The organism is Chryseobacterium sp. RU33C (assembly GCF_900156015.1).
Taxonomy (GTDB): domain Bacteria; phylum Bacteroidota; class Bacteroidia; order Flavobacteriales; family Weeksellaceae; genus Chryseobacterium; species Chryseobacterium candidae.
This window is the reverse complement of sequence record NZ_FTMT01000009.1, coordinates 110152-131335: the sequence shown is the minus strand read 5'-3', so window position 1 is coordinate 131335 and position 21184 is coordinate 110152. Positions and strand designations below refer to the sequence as shown.

The 21184-nt window shown below is 37.1% G+C and carries 18 protein-coding genes; 4 read left to right on the top strand and 14 right to left on the bottom strand.

Going from position 1 to position 21184, the window contains the following annotated elements; all coding sequences use genetic code 11:
* The first annotated feature begins 124 nt into the window (after positions 1-124).
* Both BW946_RS09835 and BW946_RS09830 read left to right on the top strand, forming a co-directional pair.
* A complete protein-coding gene (locus BW946_RS09835; RefSeq protein WP_076596040.1) occupies positions 125-3001 on the top strand; it encodes a carboxypeptidase-like regulatory domain-containing protein in 2877 nt (958 codons plus the stop codon).
* A 26-nt stretch (positions 3002-3027) separates the two neighbouring features.
* Positions 3028-4452, top strand: a complete 1425-nt coding sequence (locus BW946_RS09830; RefSeq protein ID WP_076596010.1) for a DUF5689 domain-containing protein — start codon at positions 3028-3030, stop codon at positions 4450-4452.
* Positions 4453-4546: 94 nt separating this feature from the next.
* Here the strand turns inward: BW946_RS09830 and BW946_RS09825 are convergent, their stop codons facing one another.
* From BW946_RS09825 to BW946_RS09800, 6 genes are all read right to left on the bottom strand, one after another.
* The gene (locus BW946_RS09825; RefSeq protein ID WP_076596009.1) at positions 4547-5098 is read right to left on the bottom strand and encodes an inclusion body family protein; all 552 of its coding nucleotides are present in this window, start codon (positions 5096-5098) and stop codon (positions 4547-4549) included.
* Positions 5099-5374: 276 nt separating this feature from the next.
* Positions 5375-5845 carry a DUF6702 family protein gene (locus BW946_RS09820; RefSeq protein WP_170872069.1) on the bottom strand — a complete coding sequence of 157 codons (471 nt, stop codon included), beginning with the start codon at positions 5843-5845 and terminating at the stop codon, positions 5375-5377.
* A 58-nt stretch (positions 5846-5903) separates the two neighbouring features.
* Positions 5904-6656: an LOG family protein gene (locus BW946_RS09815; RefSeq protein WP_076596007.1), complete on the bottom strand. Its 753-nt coding sequence runs from the start codon at positions 6654-6656 to the stop codon at positions 5904-5906.
* A gap of 8 nt (positions 6657-6664) precedes the next feature.
* Positions 6665-7378, bottom strand: coding sequence for a nucleotidyltransferase family protein (locus tag BW946_RS09810; protein ID WP_076596006.1), 714 nt, complete (start codon positions 7376-7378; stop codon positions 6665-6667).
* 93 nt (positions 7379-7471) lie between these two features.
* Positions 7472-7879, bottom strand: a complete 408-nt coding sequence (locus BW946_RS09805) for a RapZ C-terminal domain-containing protein (RefSeq protein ID WP_076596005.1) — start codon at positions 7877-7879, stop codon at positions 7472-7474.
* A gap of 86 nt (positions 7880-7965) precedes the next feature.
* Positions 7966-8985: an aminoglycoside phosphotransferase family protein gene (locus BW946_RS09800; protein ID WP_076596004.1), complete on the bottom strand. Its 1020-nt coding sequence runs from the start codon at positions 8983-8985 to the stop codon at positions 7966-7968.
* Positions 8986-9212: 227 nt separating this feature from the next.
* Between BW946_RS09800 and xrtF the strand changes: the two genes are divergently transcribed.
* Positions 9213-9743, top strand: coding sequence for an exosortase family protein XrtF (gene xrtF / locus BW946_RS09795; RefSeq protein ID WP_076596003.1), 531 nt, complete (start codon positions 9213-9215; stop codon positions 9741-9743).
* Complete coding sequence (locus BW946_RS09790) at positions 9730-10167, top strand: exosortase F system-associated membrane protein (protein WP_076596002.1); 438 nt, start codon at positions 9730-9732, stop codon at positions 10165-10167. Before xrtF ends, BW946_RS09790 begins: the two co-directional genes overlap by 14 nt.
* Positions 10168-10186: 19 nt before the next feature.
* Here the strand turns inward: BW946_RS09790 and BW946_RS09785 are convergent, their stop codons facing one another.
* The 8 genes from BW946_RS09785 to BW946_RS09750 form a co-directional block, all read right to left on the bottom strand.
* Entirely contained in the window at positions 10187-11182 is a 996-nt protein-coding gene (locus tag BW946_RS09785) for a cation diffusion facilitator family transporter (RefSeq protein WP_076596001.1), read from the bottom strand.
* 57 nt (positions 11183-11239) lie between these two features.
* Positions 11240-12232, bottom strand: coding sequence for an aspartate-semialdehyde dehydrogenase (locus BW946_RS09780; protein WP_047427247.1), 993 nt, complete (start codon positions 12230-12232; stop codon positions 11240-11242).
* A gap of 65 nt (positions 12233-12297) precedes the next feature.
* A complete protein-coding gene (locus BW946_RS09775; protein ID WP_034691532.1) occupies positions 12298-12729 on the bottom strand; it encodes a hypothetical protein in 432 nt (143 codons plus the stop codon).
* A 78-nt stretch (positions 12730-12807) separates the two neighbouring features.
* A complete protein-coding gene (locus BW946_RS09770; protein WP_076596000.1) occupies positions 12808-15447 on the bottom strand; it encodes a TonB-dependent receptor in 2640 nt (879 codons plus the stop codon).
* 208 nt (positions 15448-15655) lie between these two features.
* A complete protein-coding gene (gene nadC / locus BW946_RS09765; RefSeq protein ID WP_076595999.1) occupies positions 15656-16516 on the bottom strand; it encodes a carboxylating nicotinate-nucleotide diphosphorylase in 861 nt (286 codons plus the stop codon).
* Between the two features lie 13 nt (positions 16517-16529).
* The gene (gene nadB, locus BW946_RS09760) at positions 16530-18101 is read right to left on the bottom strand and encodes an L-aspartate oxidase (protein WP_076595998.1); all 1572 of its coding nucleotides are present in this window, start codon (positions 18099-18101) and stop codon (positions 16530-16532) included.
* Between the two features lie 30 nt (positions 18102-18131).
* Positions 18132-18758: an NAD(P)H-dependent oxidoreductase gene (locus tag BW946_RS09755; protein ID WP_076595997.1), complete on the bottom strand. Its 627-nt coding sequence runs from the start codon at positions 18756-18758 to the stop codon at positions 18132-18134.
* Positions 18759-18879: 121 nt separating this feature from the next.
* The gene (locus BW946_RS09750; protein WP_076595996.1) at positions 18880-21138 is read right to left on the bottom strand and encodes a T9SS type B sorting domain-containing protein; all 2259 of its coding nucleotides are present in this window, start codon (positions 21136-21138) and stop codon (positions 18880-18882) included.
* Between the last annotated feature and the right edge of the window lie 46 nt (positions 21139-21184).

Below are 21184 nucleotides of genomic sequence, written 5' to 3'. Positions count from 1 at the left end.
TTGCAATGTTAAGAAAAAAATCCGTTAAAAAAGTTCCGGATTGCAAAATTTGATTAAATTTGTGCCCCCAACTTTTAAACTGTTGAAAATTAACAAGAAAAGTATTAAAAAAATAAATATACTCATGATTAAAAAATTATCATTGATCTCTTTATTTACCTTGCTGCCTGCATCATATTATTATGCGCAGACAACAGTGTTTGCGTATCTTAAGGATGCGGAAGGCAAGCCTGTTGAGCAGGCAAGTGTAGATTTAAAAGGAGCAGGAAATGATGCAAAGGCAGACAAAATCGGATATTTCCAATTTACGGATTTGATGCCCGGACATTATCAGATTATGGTTACAAAACCCAATTTTGAAACTAAAGTTTTTGAATTTGATGTAACCAGTGATGAGAAAAGAAAAGATCTTGGAGTAATTACTCTTTATTCTGCACTGAATGGTGCAGATCAGGGGTTGGCTATCATAGAAGATTCCGGGGAAAGTGACGGTGGTGGTGCACAGCAAACTGCAACCGTAGGACTACTACAGTCTTCTCAGGATGTTTTCAACAGAATGGCAAGTTTTGATTTGGGGCCCTACTGGTTTCGCCCAAGAGGAATTGACAGCAGAACAGGTGAGAATATGATTAACGGGGTTTCTATGGCCGCTGCAGATAATGGAGATGTAGACTTCAGTACCTGGGGAGGATTGAACGAAATTACCCGTTACCCGGAAATTGCAGCCAACCATGCCCCTTCAGAATATGCTTTCGGAGGAACTACCGGAGTATTTTATAAGAATACAAGAGCCAGCGAGTATAGAAAAGGAAGTCAGTTAACCTACTCTCTGACCAACAGAAATTATACCAATAGATTATCCTACAGGTTTTCATCCGGAATGAATAAGAACGGATGGGCATTTACAGGAATGATTGCCAGAAGATGGGCACAGGAAGGGATCCAGGATGGTACCGCTTATGATGCATACAGTGGGTATCTTGGTATTGAAAAAAAATTCAGTGATAGTCATACCATGACTTTAAATGCCATTGGATCTAAATATGCAAGAAGTTCCTCAAGTCCAAGTACTCAGGAAGTATATGACTTCAGAGGAGTTCATTACAACTCTTATTGGGGATGGCAGAACGGAGATAAAAGAAATGAAAGAGTGAAAAGAGGATTCCAGCCGATGATCCAGTTGCAGGATTTCTGGAAAATCAATAAAAACTCTCAGCTATGGACATCTGTTTCTTACCAGTTCGGTAAAGAGTACAGTTCAAGACTGGATTGGTACAGAGCCAATAACCCTTCTCCAACCTATTACCGTAATCTGCCAAGCTATTGGTTAAATTATACAAATCCATCACCGGAACAGGCTGCCAATATCGGAATTACGAGAGACTGGTGGACCAATGACGATCAATCACACACACAGATCAACTGGGATAATCTTTATAATGCCAACCGAAATGTAGAATACAATGCATTATTGGGCGGAAGAAGAGCTGCTTATTATCTTGTAGATGATGTAAAAGACGATAAAGTTTGGAATGTATCTACTCACTATACTTATAACTTCACGGATACTTCCCGTTTTATCTTAAACTTATCTTACCAGAATTACAGATCTGAACAGTATAGAGAAGTAAATGACCTTTTAGGTGCTGATTTTGCCCTGAATATGGATCCGTTTGCATCCAATACGAATGCAGGAAGCGTTTGGGGAAAATTTAATACGAGAGAAAGCGATACAGATGTTGCTAAAAGAGAAGGCGATAAAATCGGGTACAGCTATATTTTCAGAAGACAGGAATTCAAAATAAACCCCGCTTTCAAATTCTCAACAGGGAAATTTGATGTTTTTATTTCCGGATTATTCGGATATACGACAAACAGCAGAGAAGGATTATTCCAACATTATCTGTATGAGTCTTCTTATGGAAAAGGTGCAGACCAAAACTTCTGGAATGCAGGGGTGAAAGGTCAGGTTACCTATAAAATCAATGGTAGAAACTTCCTTGTTTATAACGGAGCTTACTTCTCACAGTCTCCTTTCTTAAATGATATTTATTTTAATACAAGAGTAAGTGGTGTTACAACGCCGGGAATCAAGAATGTTGTTGTTGATGCCAACGATCTTAGTTATGTAATCTCTACTCCGATTGTTAAACTTAGACTGACAGGTTACCTTGTTAATACTCAAAACGAAACAAGCGTACAGAGATATTTTGCGCAAGGTGTTAAACTGACAAACCTTACGGAGAGCGGTGATCAGGCTCCGATTCAGGATGGTGCCTTCATTACACAGGTATTGGCAGGAGCCAATAAGAGAAATATGGGGATTGAGCTTGGCGCACAAGTAAAAGTAACTCCTACTTTAACAGCAAGTGGTTTATTAAGCTTAGGGCAATATACGTATACCAATAATCCTACTGTTTATTTCGCATCTGACGCTGTTGGAACATTCAGAGAGCTTGATGGGAACGGAAATATCGTATCAAGATCTTATACCAATATGGGGGAAGCAACACTTAAAAACTACAGACAGGGTGGAACGCCTCAGGAAGCATATACGCTAGGTCTTCGTTACAGCAGCCCTAAATACTGGTGGCTGGGAGCAACATGGAACTATTTCGGACATTCGTTCCTGGATCCGTCTCCGGTAACCAGAACCGCAAGATTCTATACCAATCCTAACACACCTGGAGTTCCTTATGATCAGGTAACTGATGAAGAACTTGCAAGAGTTCTTACACCTACAAAGCTTCCTTCAGCATTCTTCTTCAATGTCAATGCAGGGAAGTCCTGGATGATTGGTAAGTATTATGTATTGGTGTCTGCATCGGTTAATAACATCCTTAATAACAGAAATTATATTACAGGAGGATTTGAGCAGACCAGAAACGTTAACTATATTGATTATGCAAATGATTACGACAGCGGAAACATGGTATTCGCTCCTAAATATTGGTATAACCAGGGTAGATCTTATTTTGTTAATCTTCAATTCAGATTCTAAAAAACTAAAATTAAAAATCGAAAACAATGAAAAATATATATTTTAAAGCGGTGATCTTTAGTGCTATTTCAATGCTGGCATTCTCGTCTTGTGTGAAAACTGATGATTATGAGGTACCGGAAATCAAATGTAACAACAAATTTGCAGCGGCTAATCATCAGTTATCTGAGATTACAACAATTGCCAAAGCAAAACCGGGTGAAGCCGATATCATTAAAGAGGATTTCATCGTAGAAGCTTATGTCTCTTCAAGTGATGAATCTTCAAACCTTTACAAAATGATGTTCCTTCAGGATAAACCTGAAAACCCAACGCAAGGGATTGAAATTGACATCGATGGCGGAAATCAGTATCTTGATTATCCTATTGGAGCTTTAGTAAGAATCAACCTGAAAGGATTGATCGTTCAGGGAGTTAATGGAAACATTAAAGTAGGTTCTTATGACCCTAACTATCCTATTGGAAGAATCAACCCTAATAAATTATCCAATTACATGGCAAGAGTTTGCGATGGACAAAAGCCTGTAGTAGCTGCAATGAAGCCATTAGAGTTCAACTCTATCTCTGATGCTCTTAAAAATGGTGCTCACATCAATCAGCTCGTAAAAATTAAAAATGTTCAGTTCGAAGATCCTGAATTGACAAAAACTTTTGCTGATGAATCAGGAACAGGAGACCGTTATATCACTGATAAAAAGGCGGGTAGATTAGATCTTCGTTTCAGTAACTATGCAACTTTTGCGAAATCACCGATCTCTCCTAAGTATGCAAAAAGTGGTGATATCGTTCTTCTTCTGAGCCGTTTTACCAGCTCAAGTAATGCAACGATTTTCACAGATCAGGCTTATATCAGAAATCTGGATGATATAAACTTTCCGAACGCGAGATTCACTCCAGGTGAGCCGGAACTTCCATCTGCCAATGCTGTCAATCTTTTCCCTAGCTCTGATTTTGAAAACTGGCCATCTTTCCTGTCAAGTTTAAATAGCTTTGGGCTTATGCCTTATGCATCTCAAGGTATTGGTTTGGGGTATAACGGTACAAATTCCCTTCAGATTAAAGGGACACCTGCCAATAACGACTATGTATTTACAGCAAATGCTGCGTCAGGAATACCAGCAACTCCAAAGAGAATTACAATGTATATTAAAGGTACTGCATCAGGAAAATCACTTTCTTTCAATGTATACAGAGCAACACCGTTAGCTCCTAATACATCTGCTTTCTATACATTCAATTTAGCAACATTCTCTACAGGTGCTACTTTAAGCCCGGAAAGTACGAATTCATATAACGGATCTATCAATACGAACGGACAATGGAGACTGATTGAGCTTACGCTTACAGGCCTTACCGATCTTAATACTACCGCTGGAAAACCAATGTTTGCCCTTAAAACAGGAAAAGACGGTGTGTATGATCTTCAGATTGATAACATCAAAATTGAATAAAACATTAGGATAAAATATATTCTGATACAATTTATAAAAATCGGGCAGCTTGAAAAGCTGCCCGATTTTTATTTATACGAGATTTTATCTGCGTTTATTTAACCGTAATTGTTGGATCCCAGTAAAAGTAACCGTATAGAATCTGTTTGTTACTGTCATTCGGATCTAAAATGTAAAGTCCAAACTGTACATAGAAATTCTCTGTTCCTGTAGCTTTTACTTTAGAGTCGATACTTGCAAAAGTAATATCAGCGCTGGCAGCAGGAAGACCGTTTTGAGAATTCAAATTAGGTACCGCAGCCTGTCTTCTTTCAACAGAATTGTAGATAAAGCTGTTAAAAACCTGATCTCCGGACCAGTATTTAATATTGTAGATAATGACAGCATCATCAGAGTTTTGATAAATTGAAGTTCCTCTGAAAGAAACGGTGTCTCCGGCTCTTGCACTGAAGTTCAGATCGGCTGTACCTTGCCCGGAAATAGCATTGGCATTCGAAACAATCATATGCTGGCTGTTATGATCAATTCCTGTAGGATTATTAGGATCTGTACTTGGGCTTTTATAAGTATTTCTTACATAATCCGTGTCTATAACGATCAGGACATCAATTTCCTGACTGGACGATTTTAGTTCTATATCTTCCATGATATTTAGTTTTGTCTGGTGTTTTCTTACTCATATGGCTTTTCAGATTCCGCCCCGTTATTTAAGTGATTCCGGCTTCACATTGTTGGTTGTAATTACAATACAAATGTACATGGGTGAAAGTGAAAATGTTAGAGTGAAAATGCTGAAATTTAAGATTAGGTATTTGTACTTAATTAGTCCCTTTTGTGTGATTATTTTTCGGGGAATAAAAATACCCTGAAAAGTTCAACTTTCCAGGGTACCCATTTTATAATGGTTAAATCTAATTTTCGTTTAAAAAGAGACCTCGTTTACTTCTTTTCCTCTTTGGAAGTTCATTGTTTTCTGGCTGCCTTTATAAGCAATGTTTACCAGATTGATCTGCTTAGGAAAAGCGCTTAAAAGGATCGTATTTTTAATCTTTAAGGTGCTGATGTCCGAAACGCCTCCGGCTTCAAAATACACCCATACAGTTTCTCCGCTGACCTGACTTCCTGTGAAGGTAATCGTTTTAGGAGACCCATTGACAAATACATCAAAATTATTGTTCACATATTTTTTTACCTCCGCTTCAAATCCTGCCGTATTAGGGTTTATTTTAATAGCATCAGAGATATGGCTTGTATTCATTTTTGTGGTAAACTTCAACGTCTTGCTTCCATCAATATAGTCAACTTTGGTCATTGAAGAGAAAAAGTCTGCATACATAAAACTCATTAACACAAAAAATGTTAAAATTCCTGATATATATAAAAGTTTTTTCATCTTAATTAATAGATTTACAATCATAGCTGTTTGTTATAAGTCACAAATAATATGCCAATTAAAAATTTACATTCACAGAATATTTATCATAGAAGGCTTTAATATGCGCTACAGCCTCGTCAGCAGTGTCTACCACACGATAAAGATCAAGATCATCTTCGGCAATCATTCCTTCTTTCAACAGCGTTGCCTTAAACCAATCCAGTAATCCTCTCCAGAATTCACTTCCCACCAAAACGATTGGGAATCTTCCAATCTTATTGGTTTGAATCAGGGTCATCGCTTCAGTCAGCTCATCCAATGTTCCAAATCCTCCGGGCATTACTACAAACCCCTGAGAGTATTTTACAAACATTACTTTTCTCACGAAAAAGTAATCAAAATTCATGGAATAGGATTTATTGATATAGGGATTAAAATGCTGTTCAAAAGGGAGATCAATATTAAGTCCTATAGATTTCCCTTTGGCATTGAATGCTCCTTTATTTCCTGCTTCCATGATACCCGGACCGCCTCCTGTAATAATTCCGAAACCTAGCTTGGTGATTTTTTCAGCAATATCGACTGCCATTTCATAGTATTTGTTCTCCGGCTTCAGTCGGGCAGAACCAAATATAGAAACACACGGGCCAATCTTAGCCAGTTTTTCATAACCATCTACAAATTCAGCCATGACCTTAAAGACCATCCAGCTGTCTTTGGTGATTGTTTCGTCCCAGGTTTTCTGTCTGAAACTGTTGTGCAGTTTTGTTTCGTTTATGTCAAGTTCTGGATTTACTAAACTTTCATCCCTGATTCCATCAATTTCCATTGTAAAATTTATTTAAAATGTTTTTCAGCCTCTATTACGGACGAAGGTCTTCCAACGTCAATAAGAATACTGTCGTGTACAAAACCATGTATATGTTCGGTCTGCATCAGATCAAGATATTCTTCCATAACAGAGAATTTGCCTGTTCTTTTTATTTTTTCAAAGATGACAGGATTGATACAATGAATTCCACTGAATGCAAGGGGTCTGAATCCTTTGTTGAATTCTGCAAGCCTTTGTTCTCCGGTTTGTACATTCAGCCAGCCTCTCAAAACCATATCATCATTGAAAAGGAGTTTTCTCGAACTTTCTCTGTCCGAAACCGCTAAAGTAGCAAAATCTTTTATCTTTTTGTGGTAGTCTACCAGTGCATTGATATTCAGGTTTGTTAGAATATCAGCGTTCATGATTAAAAAATCTTCTCCGTGATCAAGAAATTTTCTTGCAAATATCAAGCCGCCCCCTGTTTCCAGAAGTTCGTTGGTTTCATCAGAGATATCAATCTTGCATCCGAAATTACTGTTTTTATTCAAAAAATCGACAATCTGATCTCCAAAATGATGAATATTAATAACAAAATCAGTGATTCCGAAACTTTTCAGGTATTTGATATTTCTTTCCAGAAGCGGAACTTCATTTACCTTTGCCAATGCTTTTGGGTGATGATCTGTAAAGGGTTTCAATCTGGTGCCTTTCCCTGCTGCGAAGATTAAAGCTTTCATTTTTTATAATTGATAAATGGTAATTGATGAATGATAATACTTTTTATCATCAATAAATGACAATTAAATCATTTATCAATGATCACTTATCATTTATTGATTCAGTTGCGGCTGTTCATCGTGATGAAGAGTAACCTCAGTTCCTTCAGGATATTTTTCTTTGATAAATTCTGCAATTTTTATAGCGGAATATACTGATCTGTGTTGCCCGCCTGTGCATCCGAAATTGATCTGAAGATGTTCAAAACCTCTTGCAAGGTAATCATCGATATTGATGGAAACAAGAGATTTTACCAGTTCTAAAAACTTTGGCATTTCCGTTTTTGTTTCCAGGTATTCCTGAACTCCTATGTCATTTCCGGTCTGGATTTTATATTCTTCAATTCTTCCCGGATTTAAAATTCCACGGCAGTCAAAAGCGAAACCTCCGCCATTTCCTGAGTGGTCTTTAGGTATTCCTCCTTTTTTGTATGAAAAACTGTGTATCTCGATGTGTAGCATATTTTTTATTTTTAAACCATTAAGGCTTATTTAGTGATGTTGAAGTGTTTTATTTCTTTTCTGTCAGTCTGAGCGGAGTCGAAGACTTAGTTATTTAATATTTCCTCAATTTTTTGTTTTGCCTTATCAGACGTTAACTGCTGAATTACTTTTTTTAGTTCAGGGTAATCCTTCATTGAGTCCCAGGAATTTGAAAACTGTATAATATTCTGGATCCCTTTTTCCAGGCTGCCCAGGAAATGTTGTTTCCTCTGAATCAGGCCCCGGAATCCGTAGGCTCCTAAAACCTGTAAAAATCTCATCATTTGAATAGGCATCACTGCATTTCTTAACTGAGTCTTTGTTTCAGGATTTTCAAAATGCTCAATATAAAAATCCAGCATTTCCTGTTTGAAATCTTCCGGGAAATTGGCTTTAGCCTGAAAAAGAAAAGATATGACATCATATAGTAAAGGTCCTTTCATGGCCGATTGATAATCGATGAAAGAGACTTCATTCTTTTCATTCACCATGATATTTCTTGCCTGGAAATCACGGATCATAATTCCTTTAGGTTCAATATTTTCAATAAAAGCTGCAATTCTTTTGAATTCTTTCAGAAGGGTAGATTTGTTGTATTCAAGTTCCAGAAAATCGGCAACGAAATTTTTAAAATAGTAAAGATCATGAATCACGGGAAGTTCATCATAACTTTCGTATTCAAAGGTTTTTGAAAAATCAATTTTTCCCTGTGTTTGCATCTGCATCTGGAAAAGCTTTTCTAAGGTTTGCTGTACCAAATGTCTTACAGTGGGAGACCGCTGCTCTTTGGTAATCACCTCAGAAAGAGTATGCTGTCCTAAGAATTCCTGGATGTACATTTTCCTGTCATCTGAAACAGCAAAAATGTAAGGAGTATTAAGATTTAGTTCTGAAAATACTTGGGAATAGTAAAGAAAACTTTCGTTTTCCGGGATATTTTCATTGTACGTGATAATGTATTTCCCGGTACCTGCAGTGGCCAGAAAATTTACCCTCGCAGAACCGCTTTGAGCTAATGTGACGAATTCAGAAGATTTTTGACCTAAATGGTTTTCAAAAAATCGTTTTGCGTTTTCAGAAGTCATAATATGAAAACAAATATACTAAATTAACATGAGTTGGAAATCATAGTTTAAAGAACCGATCGATTAGGGTTGAAGAGTATGATAATTGAGTTGTATAATTTTTTTTATTAAATGTTTTTGTGAAAAATTTTCAGAATTGTGCCTCAATATTGTAAAATTTACTTTTTGGGTTTTAACTTTCTTTATTCAAATTCAGTATATTACAGTCTAATTTTTATCTTTGCACTATGCTGAAAGACTTTAAGCCTGTTTTAGGTATTTTATTGCGTTTTATTGTTATCTACCTGGTATTGCTTTTTGCCTATCAGTTCTACCTGAACAGCGGTAAAGATTCCGGGTTGGATGCTTTTTCAAGGATGATTGCCAATCAGGTAATGTCTCTCCAGAATGCGATAGGATACCCTACAGAACTTTATAATGATGTAAAGAATGAGCAGGTTTGGTTTTATGTAAAACAGAATTATGTGACGAGAATGGTGGAAGGATGCAATGCCGTTTCTGTCATCATTTTATTTGTGTCTTTTGTTTTTGCCTTTTATAAAGGAGTGAAAACCTTTGTTTTTGCAGGAGCAGGATTAGTATTATTATACATTATAAATCTTTTGAGAATTGTAGGGTTAAATATCGTGATGTCCGACTATAAGGAATATGGTAAAATGTTTCATGATTTCATTTTCCCTGCTATTATTTATGGAGGCGTTGTTTTACTTTGGCTGATCTGGATTAAATTTTTTGCTTTAAAATATGAAAATTCTTAGCTGGGTGTTGGTTATCGCAGGAATCTGCGGTTTGATAGGAGTAAGAGTTCTGGAGGATACCCTCTTTTATGATCCTTTCCTAGGCTATTTTCATGAAGCGAATAAAAATATTGAATTCCCTGCCTTTGAATGGGGAAAACTGATTGCCGGACATGTGCTCAGGTTTATTTTAAATCTTTTTTTTTCCTGCCTGATTATTTACGGTTTATTTAAAAATAAAGACTGGACGATACAGGGAGTAGTGTTAATGATTGTTGTATTTTCCATTACATTTCCGATTTACCTTTACTGTATTCACAGCAAATTTGAAATAGGATATCTTTTTTCTTTTTATATGAGAAGATTTGTGATTCAGCCGTTGATTATACTCTTGATTGTTCCGATGTTCTATTATAGAAAACAGGTGATCAGTAAAGAAAGCTGAGAAATTAAAAGCGATTTGCTTATTCTCCTTCAATGATTGTATGTTTATCCACACTGGTAACATTTTCCGGAGTCCATTCTACACGTTTGATAAAATCTTTTTCGCGGACAGGACAATCTTTGATCTGACATACCGGACACGAAATAGGTTTACAGTCGTCCATATGAAAATTAAACTCAATAGTACGTTTAATATTTTCTGCAAGAAGAATAATGACTTTTTCCATTTCACCATGGGCATCGCGAAGATCATAATACCAGGGAAGCGTAATATGAGCATCAATGTGAAGAGAAGATCCGAATTGCTGGATTTTCATATTATGTATATCAATCCATTCTACATGCCTGTTTTCCTCAAGGATTCTAATGACCTGATTGAGTATTTCAGGATCCTGTTCATCCATAATACCGCTTAATGATTTTCGGACTATTTTATAGCCTACAAATATGATGTAAAGTCCAAAACTTAATGCTACTACGGAATCCAGCCAATAGATTTTAGTGAAATAAACAATGATTAAACTGGCCACTACTCCAAGGGTTGTAATAGTATCTGACTGAAGGTGTTTACCGGACGAAATAAGAACCAGAGAATTCTCTCTTTCTCCTTTTTTTATAGAGATATATCCCAGCAGATAATTAACAACTGCAGTGGCTGCAATAATCCATATCCCAAGATCAATTTTACTTAGCGTTTTTCCTACAATAAGACTATGGATTCCTTCATAAATGATCATCACGCCGGCAATAGCGATAAGTGCACCTTCAATACCGGAAGTCACGAACTCTACCTTTCCATGACCGTAAGGATGATCTTCATCTTTAGGTTTGGCGGCAAGGTGGAGAGAATATAATCCCATGAATGCACTGATAACATTAACGATACTTTCCATGGCATCGGAAAATACAGCATCAGAATTGGTAAGTTTCCAGGCAATAATCTTTCCGATAAAAAGAATAACTCCAAATACGGCAATAAGTTTCTGGAATCCTATTTTTTCTTTGTGGGTATTCATATAGAGTTTGATAAAAAAAAGAATCTCAATTTTGAGACTCTTTTTTATTTTGTTAGTTTATACTAAGTTATTTGCTACAAGGTATTCTGCAATTTGTACAGCGTTTGTTGCTGCTCCTTTCCTCAGATTGTCTGCAACAATCCAGAGGTTGAGCGTTTTAGGCTGTGACAGATCTCTTCTGATTCTTCCAACGAAAACTTCGTCTTTTCCTTCAGAGTACAGCGGCATCGGGTAGTGGTTGTTTTTTACATCATCCATTACAATAACACCAGGAGTTTCAGATAAGATTTTTCTTACTTCATCCAGTTCAAATTCATTTTCAAATTCAATGTTTACACTTTCAGAATGCCCTCCCTGAACCGGAACTCTTACAGCAGTTGCTGTTAGGTTGAAGGTATCATCTCCTAAAATCTTCTTAGGCTCCTTCATCAGTTTGATCTCTTCTTTGGTGTAATCATCATCAGCAAATACATCACAATGTGGTAATGCATTTTTGAAGATCTGATAAGGATATACTTTTTCAGTAGAATCATCTCCGCTGATTTCACCGTTTAACTGGTCTACAGCAGCTTTTCCTGTTCCTGTTACAGACTGGTAGGTAGAAACGATTACTCTTTTTAAATCATATTTTTTGTTCAAAGGTCCAAGAACCATTACCAATTGGATGGTAGAACAATTCGGATTTGCGATGATTTTATCTTCTTTTGTTAAAACATCAGCATTGATTTCAGGAACGACTAATTTTTTGTCAGGGTCCATTCTCCATGCAGAAGAATTATCAATGACTGTTGTTCCTGCTTCTGCAAACAGAGGAGCGAATTCAAGTGAAGTAGAACCTCCTGCAGAGAAGATTGCAATATCCGGTTTGGCAGCTATAGCGTCCTTCATGCTTACGATGGTAAATTCCTTCTGTTTATACTTCACCTTCTTGCCTACAGATCTTTCGGATGCTACCGGAATTAATTCTGTTACAGGGAAGTTTCTCTCCTCCAAAACTTTAAGCATAACTTGTCCAACCATTCCTGTTGAACCTACTACAGCTACTTTCATTGATTTAATTAAAATTTAAGATTAAACTATTTATAAATTATAACACATATAATTTTTTTATCTTTTTAAGCCCCGAAGACTCTTGTCCAAGGGAATGCGAATGCAAATAAACCTACTGCAATCAATCCCATAATTACTACTCCTAAAGAAATAGTATCATTTGATTTTACTTTTTTGTTGACAATGGTCATCAAAACGGCTGCAATAAGCATAGAGAATGGATGTTCAACATATTGGAATCTTAATGCTGCATTTTTCATTACTTCTCCCATGTTTAATCCTTTGCTGAAAGTGGTGATCAGCATAATGATTCCCAATAAAAATTGAACATGAAAGAAAATCATCGTGAATAGCGTTGTCTTCTTCAAAAACTTGTTCACTTTTCCACTGAAACCGAACATGGTAGCTAAAAGTGCGATAACAAATAATGTTACCAAAAGAATTTCAAGATACCCGAATCCTTTGTGGGCATTAAGTAAAATGTTGTAAAAATCCATAATCCTATTTTTTTTGTACACAAAGATAACAAAAATCCCGGCTCAAAGCCGGGATTGATATTTATAAGATATAAATTTTTAGAATGTAAATGTTAGGTTAGCTGCCCAAGTTCTTCCGAAACCGAAATAAACTTGGTTTTGTTGGCTTATACCCTTCCAGGTACCTGCTGCCTGATATGCTGCAAAGGCGGAATCACCTGAAGCTCCGGCTGCAAAATTTCTCCTGGTTTGATTAGCATGGATATTAGAAGTAGATTCTGAAATATAAGTAGTATCAAACAAGTTATAAACATTAGCACCTATTGTGAAACTTTGTCCTCCTTTTATGGTAAACTTATAAGATGCACCTAAGTCAAACAAGCTGTATGAAGGAAGTTCTAATGATCCAAATTCAGTTGCTGGAGCAGTATAAGTAGCTGAGTTTCTTGAGTTATCAAAATCATTTACGTTGAAACCTGCATACAATTGGTTAAAGTATCTCCAGTTTGCAAAGATTCTTAGCCCTTTTGCTGGTTTTATAATGGCTACCAATGAAGTTGTAAATTGTGCTGCATCACCTACTTTAGCACCATCTAATGCTAATGTAGAGACGTTATTTCCTGCTGCTACATTGATTGGATTGTTGTTTTCATCATAAGAAACACTGCTTGCATCTCCTTTGTATCTCCAGTCACCCCATGAAAGTGCACCTTCTAATTCTACATAGTTTCCAAGCTTATAAAATGCTTCAAATTCAACTCCTGAGTGAACTTCTGTTATTCCGTTTACTTCAGCATAAGCGTTTTGGAATACTGTCCCATTAGCATCGGTAATAGTTAGGTTGGTTCTTCTTTGAAATCTATCTGCCCAAGAAGTTCTGTAAAGGTTAACATTAGCCTTGAAGTTTGAAAGTCTTAATCCATAACCAAGTTCAGCACTAAAAATCTTTTCATTTGTCAGATTAGGATTAACAACTTGTTGGTTGTTTGGATAAACTGCTGTTAAGAATGGTTGTCTGGAATAATAACCTATGTTAGCAAATACGTTATGTACTTCATTAATGTTATAGTTAATACCCCCTTTTGCATTATAGCCTAAAATATCTTTGAACCCTGTTTTTGTATTAACTACCTGTCCTTGTTGTTTTGTAACACCATCAATAACCCAGTTGTCAATTCTTTGGAAGGCCTGATTTGATAGGGATCCTTGAGCGAAAGCTGAAATCTTGTCATTAGAATACTCTACTTGACCAAAAGCTCCATACCATAACACTTCTCCATTATAATTTCTACTTGCAATTTGAGAATCATCTTTAATTGCCTTTGCAAATGGATTTGCAGATGGGGTGGCGTTATAAGATTGATTTACTACGTAGTATGGCTGTGTGTTGAGGTTTTGATTTTCTCTGTACTGATTGTTTCCTAAGAAATCAGTAATTACACCTGGATGATAACCAAAATAATATCTGGCATCGATACCTACTGAGAAGTTCCAGTTGTCATTAAGTTTGTGCTGGAAATTGGATAAAATACCATACCAGTTATGAGAGTTTACATGGGCTCTTCTTACTAAACCGTTGTTTCTGGTAGCAATTCCTGGAGTTGCATTCAAAGGTGCAGCACCTGTATTATTTGTAAAGTCTGCAACAAGACCACCTTGGTTCCATGTTACAATATCATCCCAACGGATTTGTCCGTTAGCATCTTTCAGTTTATTACTAAAAACATTATTACCATTGATAGAACCTAGAAATCCTGTTCCACCACCTCTACCAAAAGAAGCATAACCTACAGTTGATAATTTTGATTTAGATGAAATATTCCAATCCCAGTTGATGGACATTATAGGCTTAGAATAATAATTTGTATTCGTAGAGAATTGTTCACCATTTAGTAACCCCCAGTTTGAATTATACCTTCTGTTTGGATCTACACCATTACCGTACTTTATATAAGTGCCAATAGTATTAGTAAAGTTTTGATTGTGCCACTGTGGAGCTCCTGTTAATGTGAACTGTAGGTCGTGTTTTTTATTTGGTTGATAACCCAAAGCAAAATAATAGTTATATGCTTCGAAATCAGAACCATTAATATACATTGCACCTGCAGTTCTTCCTAATAAGAAAGATGAAGACCAGCCTGTTGCTGATTTCCCTGTATTGTAGGCAAAAGATGCCTTGTGATATCCATCATTACCAACTCCTATATTAACAATACCTTCTCTCTTTTTATCAGCTGACTTGGTTACATAGTTCATCGTTCCCCCTACTGAAGCAATGGCTAGTTTGGAAGATCCTAAACCTCTTTGTACCTGAATGGCTGATGTGACATCAGCAAGCCCTGCCCAGTTTGACCAATAAACAGCTCCGTTTTCCATATCATTAACCGGCATACCATTAATCATTACAGCGATGTTTGAATTTCCGAATCCTCTGATACGGATTGAAGCATCACCGAAACCACCACCACCTTTTGTTACATACACAGAAGGTGTTGTGTTAAGAATTTCAGGAAGCTCCTGATTTCCGAGCCTCTCTACAATTTGAGCGGCTTTGATTGTTGAAACTGCAACTGGTGTTTTTCTATCTTTAGCGATATCAGCAACTCCTGTTAGTACAACTTGCTCAATGTCTTTCGACCTTGTGTCTTTAACAGTGTCCTGAACCTGTTGTGCGTAATAAACACTAGCTGTAGATAAAGTAATAACCGCAGATAGCATCGATTTGTTGATTAATTTCATAATCGTTAGTAATAATTAGATTTAATTTTCTGCAAAATTCGCAAAATAAAATTTAACTATTATTAACTCAATGTTAATTTTTAATCAGTCTTAATAATGTTAAATTGTTAAAAATCAATATTATGGCTAAAAATTGAATTTTTGTATGAAAAAAGTCATGTTATTGAATTTTTAACAAAGTGGGGGTGTTTTTGTTAAAAACTCAACGCTATTTCACTGCTTTGAGACTCAGATCTATATTCTCAGCAGAGTGTGTAAGGGCTCCTACAGAGATGTAGGTAACGCCTGTAGAGGCAATTTCTTTCAGCATATCGCGGGTAATTCCACCTGAAGCTTCAGATTCACAAGAACCGTTGATCATTTTTACAGCTTGCTTCATCGTTTTTACATCCATATTATCTAACATGATTCTGTCCACCTTTGCATTGATTGCTTCCTGTACCTCTTCAAGGTTTCTGGTTTCAACCTCTATTTTTAACTTTTTCTTATTCTTTTTAACATAATCCTTTGCCATTGCCACGGCATTAGTAATGCTTCCGTTGTAATCAATATGATTGTCTTTCAGCATGATCATATCATAAAGACCATACCTGTGATTGTTTCCTCCGCCTATGGCAACCGCCCATTTTTCACACATTCTGAAGTTGGGCGTGGTTTTTCTTGTATCTAAAAGTTTAGTTTTTGTCCCCACCAATCTTGAATCCCAGTCATGGGTAAGAGTTGCAATCCCGCTCATTCTTTGCATACAGTTAAGAACAAACCTCTCTGTAGAAAGGATAGATCTTGCGCTTCCTGTAACAATAAGGGCTACGTCTCCGAATTTACAGGGAGTTCCGTCTTTAATAAAAACTTCTACTTTCAGATTTTTATCAAAAGTGTTGAAAATAATTTCTGCCAGCTCCACACCTGCAAGAATACATTCCTGTTTTACCAAAAGCCTGGCGCTTTGTACAAGGTCCTGCGGAATAGTAGACAGCGTAGAGTGATCACCATCCTGAATATCTTCTTCAAGGGCGTTTTTAATGAATATCTTTAATGCTTTATCAGTTACGTATGCTGGTCTTTTCATTGTGTGATTTCTGTTAGGCTAAATCTTTATTATAAAACGCTCCCTTATTTTCTGTCATTTCCATAGATTGGATAATAATAAGGTGGGCAACGGTTGTTAAGTTTCTTAATTCTGATAATTGTGGGGACAAAATAGAGTAGTGGTATATTTCATCTACGGCAGCGGCAATCTCCTGGTGTTTCTGAAGTGCCATATTCAGACGTCTGTTACTTCTTACAATACCTACCAGATCGCTCATCATTTCCTGCAGCTGTTTTCTCAGATAGCTGACGATGACCATTTCGTCCATGATTTTCATTCCTTCTTCATCCCATTCCGGAACGGCTTTCAGATCATCAAAGTTGAAACTGTTTTCATTCAGGAGGTCTACAGTTTTCATAGCAGCATTATGTCCGAAAACCAAGCCTTCAAGCAACGAGTTGGAAGCTAGTCTGTTAGCGCCGTGAAGTCCTGAGTTGGTACATTCTCCTACTGCGAAAAGATTTCTGATGGAAGACTGTCCGTCTCTGTCTACTTCAATCCCTCCCATGAGATAGTGGCAGGCTGGTACAACAGGAATCAGTTGAGTGAAAGGATCAATTCCTTCGTCTTTACATTTTTTATAAATATTCGGGAAGTGTTCTAAGAATTTTTCATGGTTCATTTCCTTGCAGTCTAAGCCGACAAATTCGTCTCCGGTAATTTTCATTTCGGCGTCGATGGCTCTTGCAACGATATCTCTGGATGCTAATTCTTCACGTTCATCGTATTTATGCATGAATTTTTCGCCTCTTTTGGTTCTTAATTTCGCTCCGTCACCACGAACTGCTTCTGAAATTAAGAACAACATTCCATCCATTTTACTGTACAAAGCTGTTGGGTGAAACTGGTAATACTGCATATTGGAGACCTTTCCTTTAGCACGGGCAACAAAAGCAATTCCGTCACCGGTTGCAATCGTGGGATTGGTTGTATTTTTATAAACATGTCCGGCACCTCCTGTGGCAACCAGCGTTATTTTAGAAGTGATTTTTTTGATGGTTTTGGATTTTTCATCCAGAATATAGGCACCATAACAGTGGATGTCGCCTTCATTAAGTTCTTTTCCCGGAACATGGTGCTGGGTAATGATGTCAATCACATAATGGTGGTCGAGGATTTCAATGTTCGGGCTGTTTTTGACTGTTTCCAATAAAGCCCTTTCAATCTCAAAACCTGTAATATCTTTATGATGGACGATTCTGTTTTCAGTATGGCCTCCTTCTCTGCCTAAAGCAAATTTGCCGTTCTTCATATCAAACTGTGCACCCCATTCTACAATTTCATTGAATCTCGCAGGAGCTTCTCTTACCACCATTTCTACGACATCACGTTTATTTTCTCCGTCGCCGGCACGCATGGTGTCGTCAATATGTTTTTGGAAATTGTCATTCTGAAAATCTGTAACGACAGCAAGACCGCCTTGTGCATACTTGGTATTGCTTTCGTCTTCATCAGATTTGGTTACAATAATGATTTTGGCATCAGGGTGCTGTTCAGAAACTTTAATGGCATAGGAAAGTCCGGAAATGCCGGAACCGATTACTAATACATCCGCTTTTATCATATGCTGGCTTTAGGTACAATCGTTTAAATATTAAATAAATTTAAACAATTTTTCGTTTGGTTTTCTTACTTTTTTCATGTGCTGGAAATGATCTTCTTCAGAACGGAAACCTAAAGCGAGGGTAACAGTTACTTTTTCTGTTTCAGGCTCGATATTCAGAATTTCTTCTATAAGATCCTGGCGGAAACCTTCCATAGGACAGGAATCTATATTTTCAATAGCTGCGGCATACATAAGATTGGCCAATACTATATAAGACTGTTTTTCTGCCCAGTTGAAAATTTCATCCTGTGTTTTTTGTGTAATATGCTGATTAATACTGTTTCTGAAGGGATCCAGTGTTTCCATAGGAGTTTCTCTTACTTCAGAAATATGATTAAAATAACCCCGGATATAGCTCTCTTCAATCACTTTCTTTGAAATAATGACAATAAGATGAGAGCAGGTGGAAATCTGAGATGGATTATAGAAAGCCGGAATCAGCTTCTGCTTCATTTCCTCACTTTCAACAATCACAATTTTATAAGGCTGAAGTCCCAGCGAACTGGCTGACAGCTTTCCTGACTCAAGAATGTTGTGAAGGGTTTCCTGAGGAATAATCTGATGATTGAATTTTTTTACAGAATATCTTCTGCTTAAAGCTTCCAAATAATTCATAGGACAAATTTAAGAATTGAATATGAATAAAGTGTCTTTAAAATGAAATATCTCCTCCTTGTTTATACAAAAAATCACCCCGGCCTGCGGGGTGATTCTTTTGATGTGATGGAAAGTGTAATTATTCTCTGTTTTTTACAACAATCCAGCCTGAGAATTTTATCGGAGTACTGTTTTTATTATTTTCATTCCATGAAACCGAATACCAATAGTTTCCTGTAGGGACTTTTTTATGTCCATTGGTAGTTCCTGCCCATTTGTAGCCATTGGTTTTATCTGCTTTGAACATTTTATAACCATATCTGTCAAAGATGGCTATTTCCAGATTTTGTTTGTTAGCTAATGCAGAATAATCAACAAAATCATTAATACCATCATCATTAGGAGTGATTATATTGATCAGGTTAGGGACTGTAATATTGATTTCCACAGGAACGCAATTATAGCCGTCTCTTACGTATACTTTAGCTTCTCCTCTCGCAATATTGGTAAATACATTGGAGTCCTGCCAGTTGATATTATCCATAGAATACTGATAAGGAGGAGTTCCGCCATTAGCATATATTGTTATCGTACTTCCTGAAATGTCAACCGTTGTAATAACCGGATTATCGGAAGGGTATACTGTTACTTTCTGTGTGGCGATACAATCTCCGGTTTTAAGTTTTACCCAGTAAGTGCCTACTCCTACATTTTTGATAGACTGAGTAGTAGCTCCTGTGCTCCATTCGTAGCTTTTGAAACCAGCTCCTGCATCTAAAGTAGTTGTGTTTTCTATACAAATCGTCTTGTCAAGCAAAGTTCTTGAATAAACAGGAGGGATAACAGTTAATGTAACTTTAGCAATAGAATAACATCCGTTGGCATTGAATACCTTAATATAAACCACTCCATTGGGAGCAATATATGCTGCCGGCGTAGAGATTGCATTAGTTCCACTGATGGCATCCGTCAACGATGGATAGTATTCTTTTGTAAGTCCACCCTGGGAAACTACAGCGCCTGTAAGATTAAAGGAAGCCATAGATGGATTGGTTTCAATAAAACAGGATTTGAGTTCAACATCATTGACAACCACCACGGGGTAAATATTCAGTGTAATTTTAGACGTACTTACACAGCCCTGAGGTGTGGTTACTTTTACATATATTGTTGCTGCTGCAGAGGCATAGGCGGAAGGATTGGTTATTGGGTTCGTGCCATTATTCAAATCGTACAGGGTGGGGTAGAATTCCTTGGTAACTCCGGCAACAGTTGTTACAGCTGCAGTATTGAGATCAAAAGTTGCTGTTCCTGCATTGTTGTTATTACATCCTGTAAGACTGGCATCTGTTGCTGCAAATGGAGTAGGGTTAAGCTGAATAATACCGTCGCCATTATCACAAAGAGTAGAAGTAGGATCCTTCACTACCACTTTGATGGTAGTATTTCCAGAATACTGGAAACTGGCAGGATTTGCGATAGGAGTAGAACTTCCCAATACATAATATGTGAAGATATAATTTCCCGGATTGTTTACAAATTGAGAATTATAAGAAGTAAGGTCTACTGTACCATTTCCGGTAGCGGGATTTGTACAAACGAACGGCGAGACCGTATTGCTTAAAATAGGAACTTTATCTACGAAAACTTTTACTGCTTTAATAGAATGTCTCGCGCTGGCACCTCCTGTTGCTGCAGAGAAGCCAAAATATCCCTGTGACATTCCCACGGCACCTCCGGAAGGTGCAAAAGACTGATCTACGATAAGCGCACCGTTTATTCTTACCTTGATGATCCAGTTTGTTGGGTTGGTAAGGTCTGTTTCTCCATTTACTTCAACGTGTCTGTAAGTATCTCCTACAAATGGGTTGGTAGCGATAAGGTCCGGAGAGTGGAATGTGCTTCCTGGAGTATTGTTGAATTCAATATTGTTACCTGTGGTATTATTAGTGCCATAAAGAATATGAACTTTGCTCATCTGGCCTTCAGTCGTATTGTTGAAGATATCAAAACCAACCATTAGCCCGGAAGCATTGGCTGGAATGCCCAGCCCTCCTCCTGATACAAATCCTGTTGGCGGATTGGCAAGATACCAGAAGGTAAAACCATCTCCTTTTCCAAACTGTGTGGTTCCGTTTCCGTCAATTCTGAAATCGAATTCTACTTTCCATTTATCGCAATAGCTCAACGTAATAGGAGTGGATAATTTTACAGCCCCGTATCTGCTGGTTTGATCTGTGGTAAGTCTTACAAAATCTCCGCTTACGATAGCATCAGAGACAAGATCCCAGCCTGTTGTATTTACAGGGTTTCCGGTAAGCTGATACGTTTGTGAAAGAAACCTTCCCGGCAAGCATAATAAGATAGTCAGTAAAAAAATGAGTATATCTTTTTTCATAGTGGATGGATTATGATGTTATTGTTTTTTGGTATAAAATCGTTTT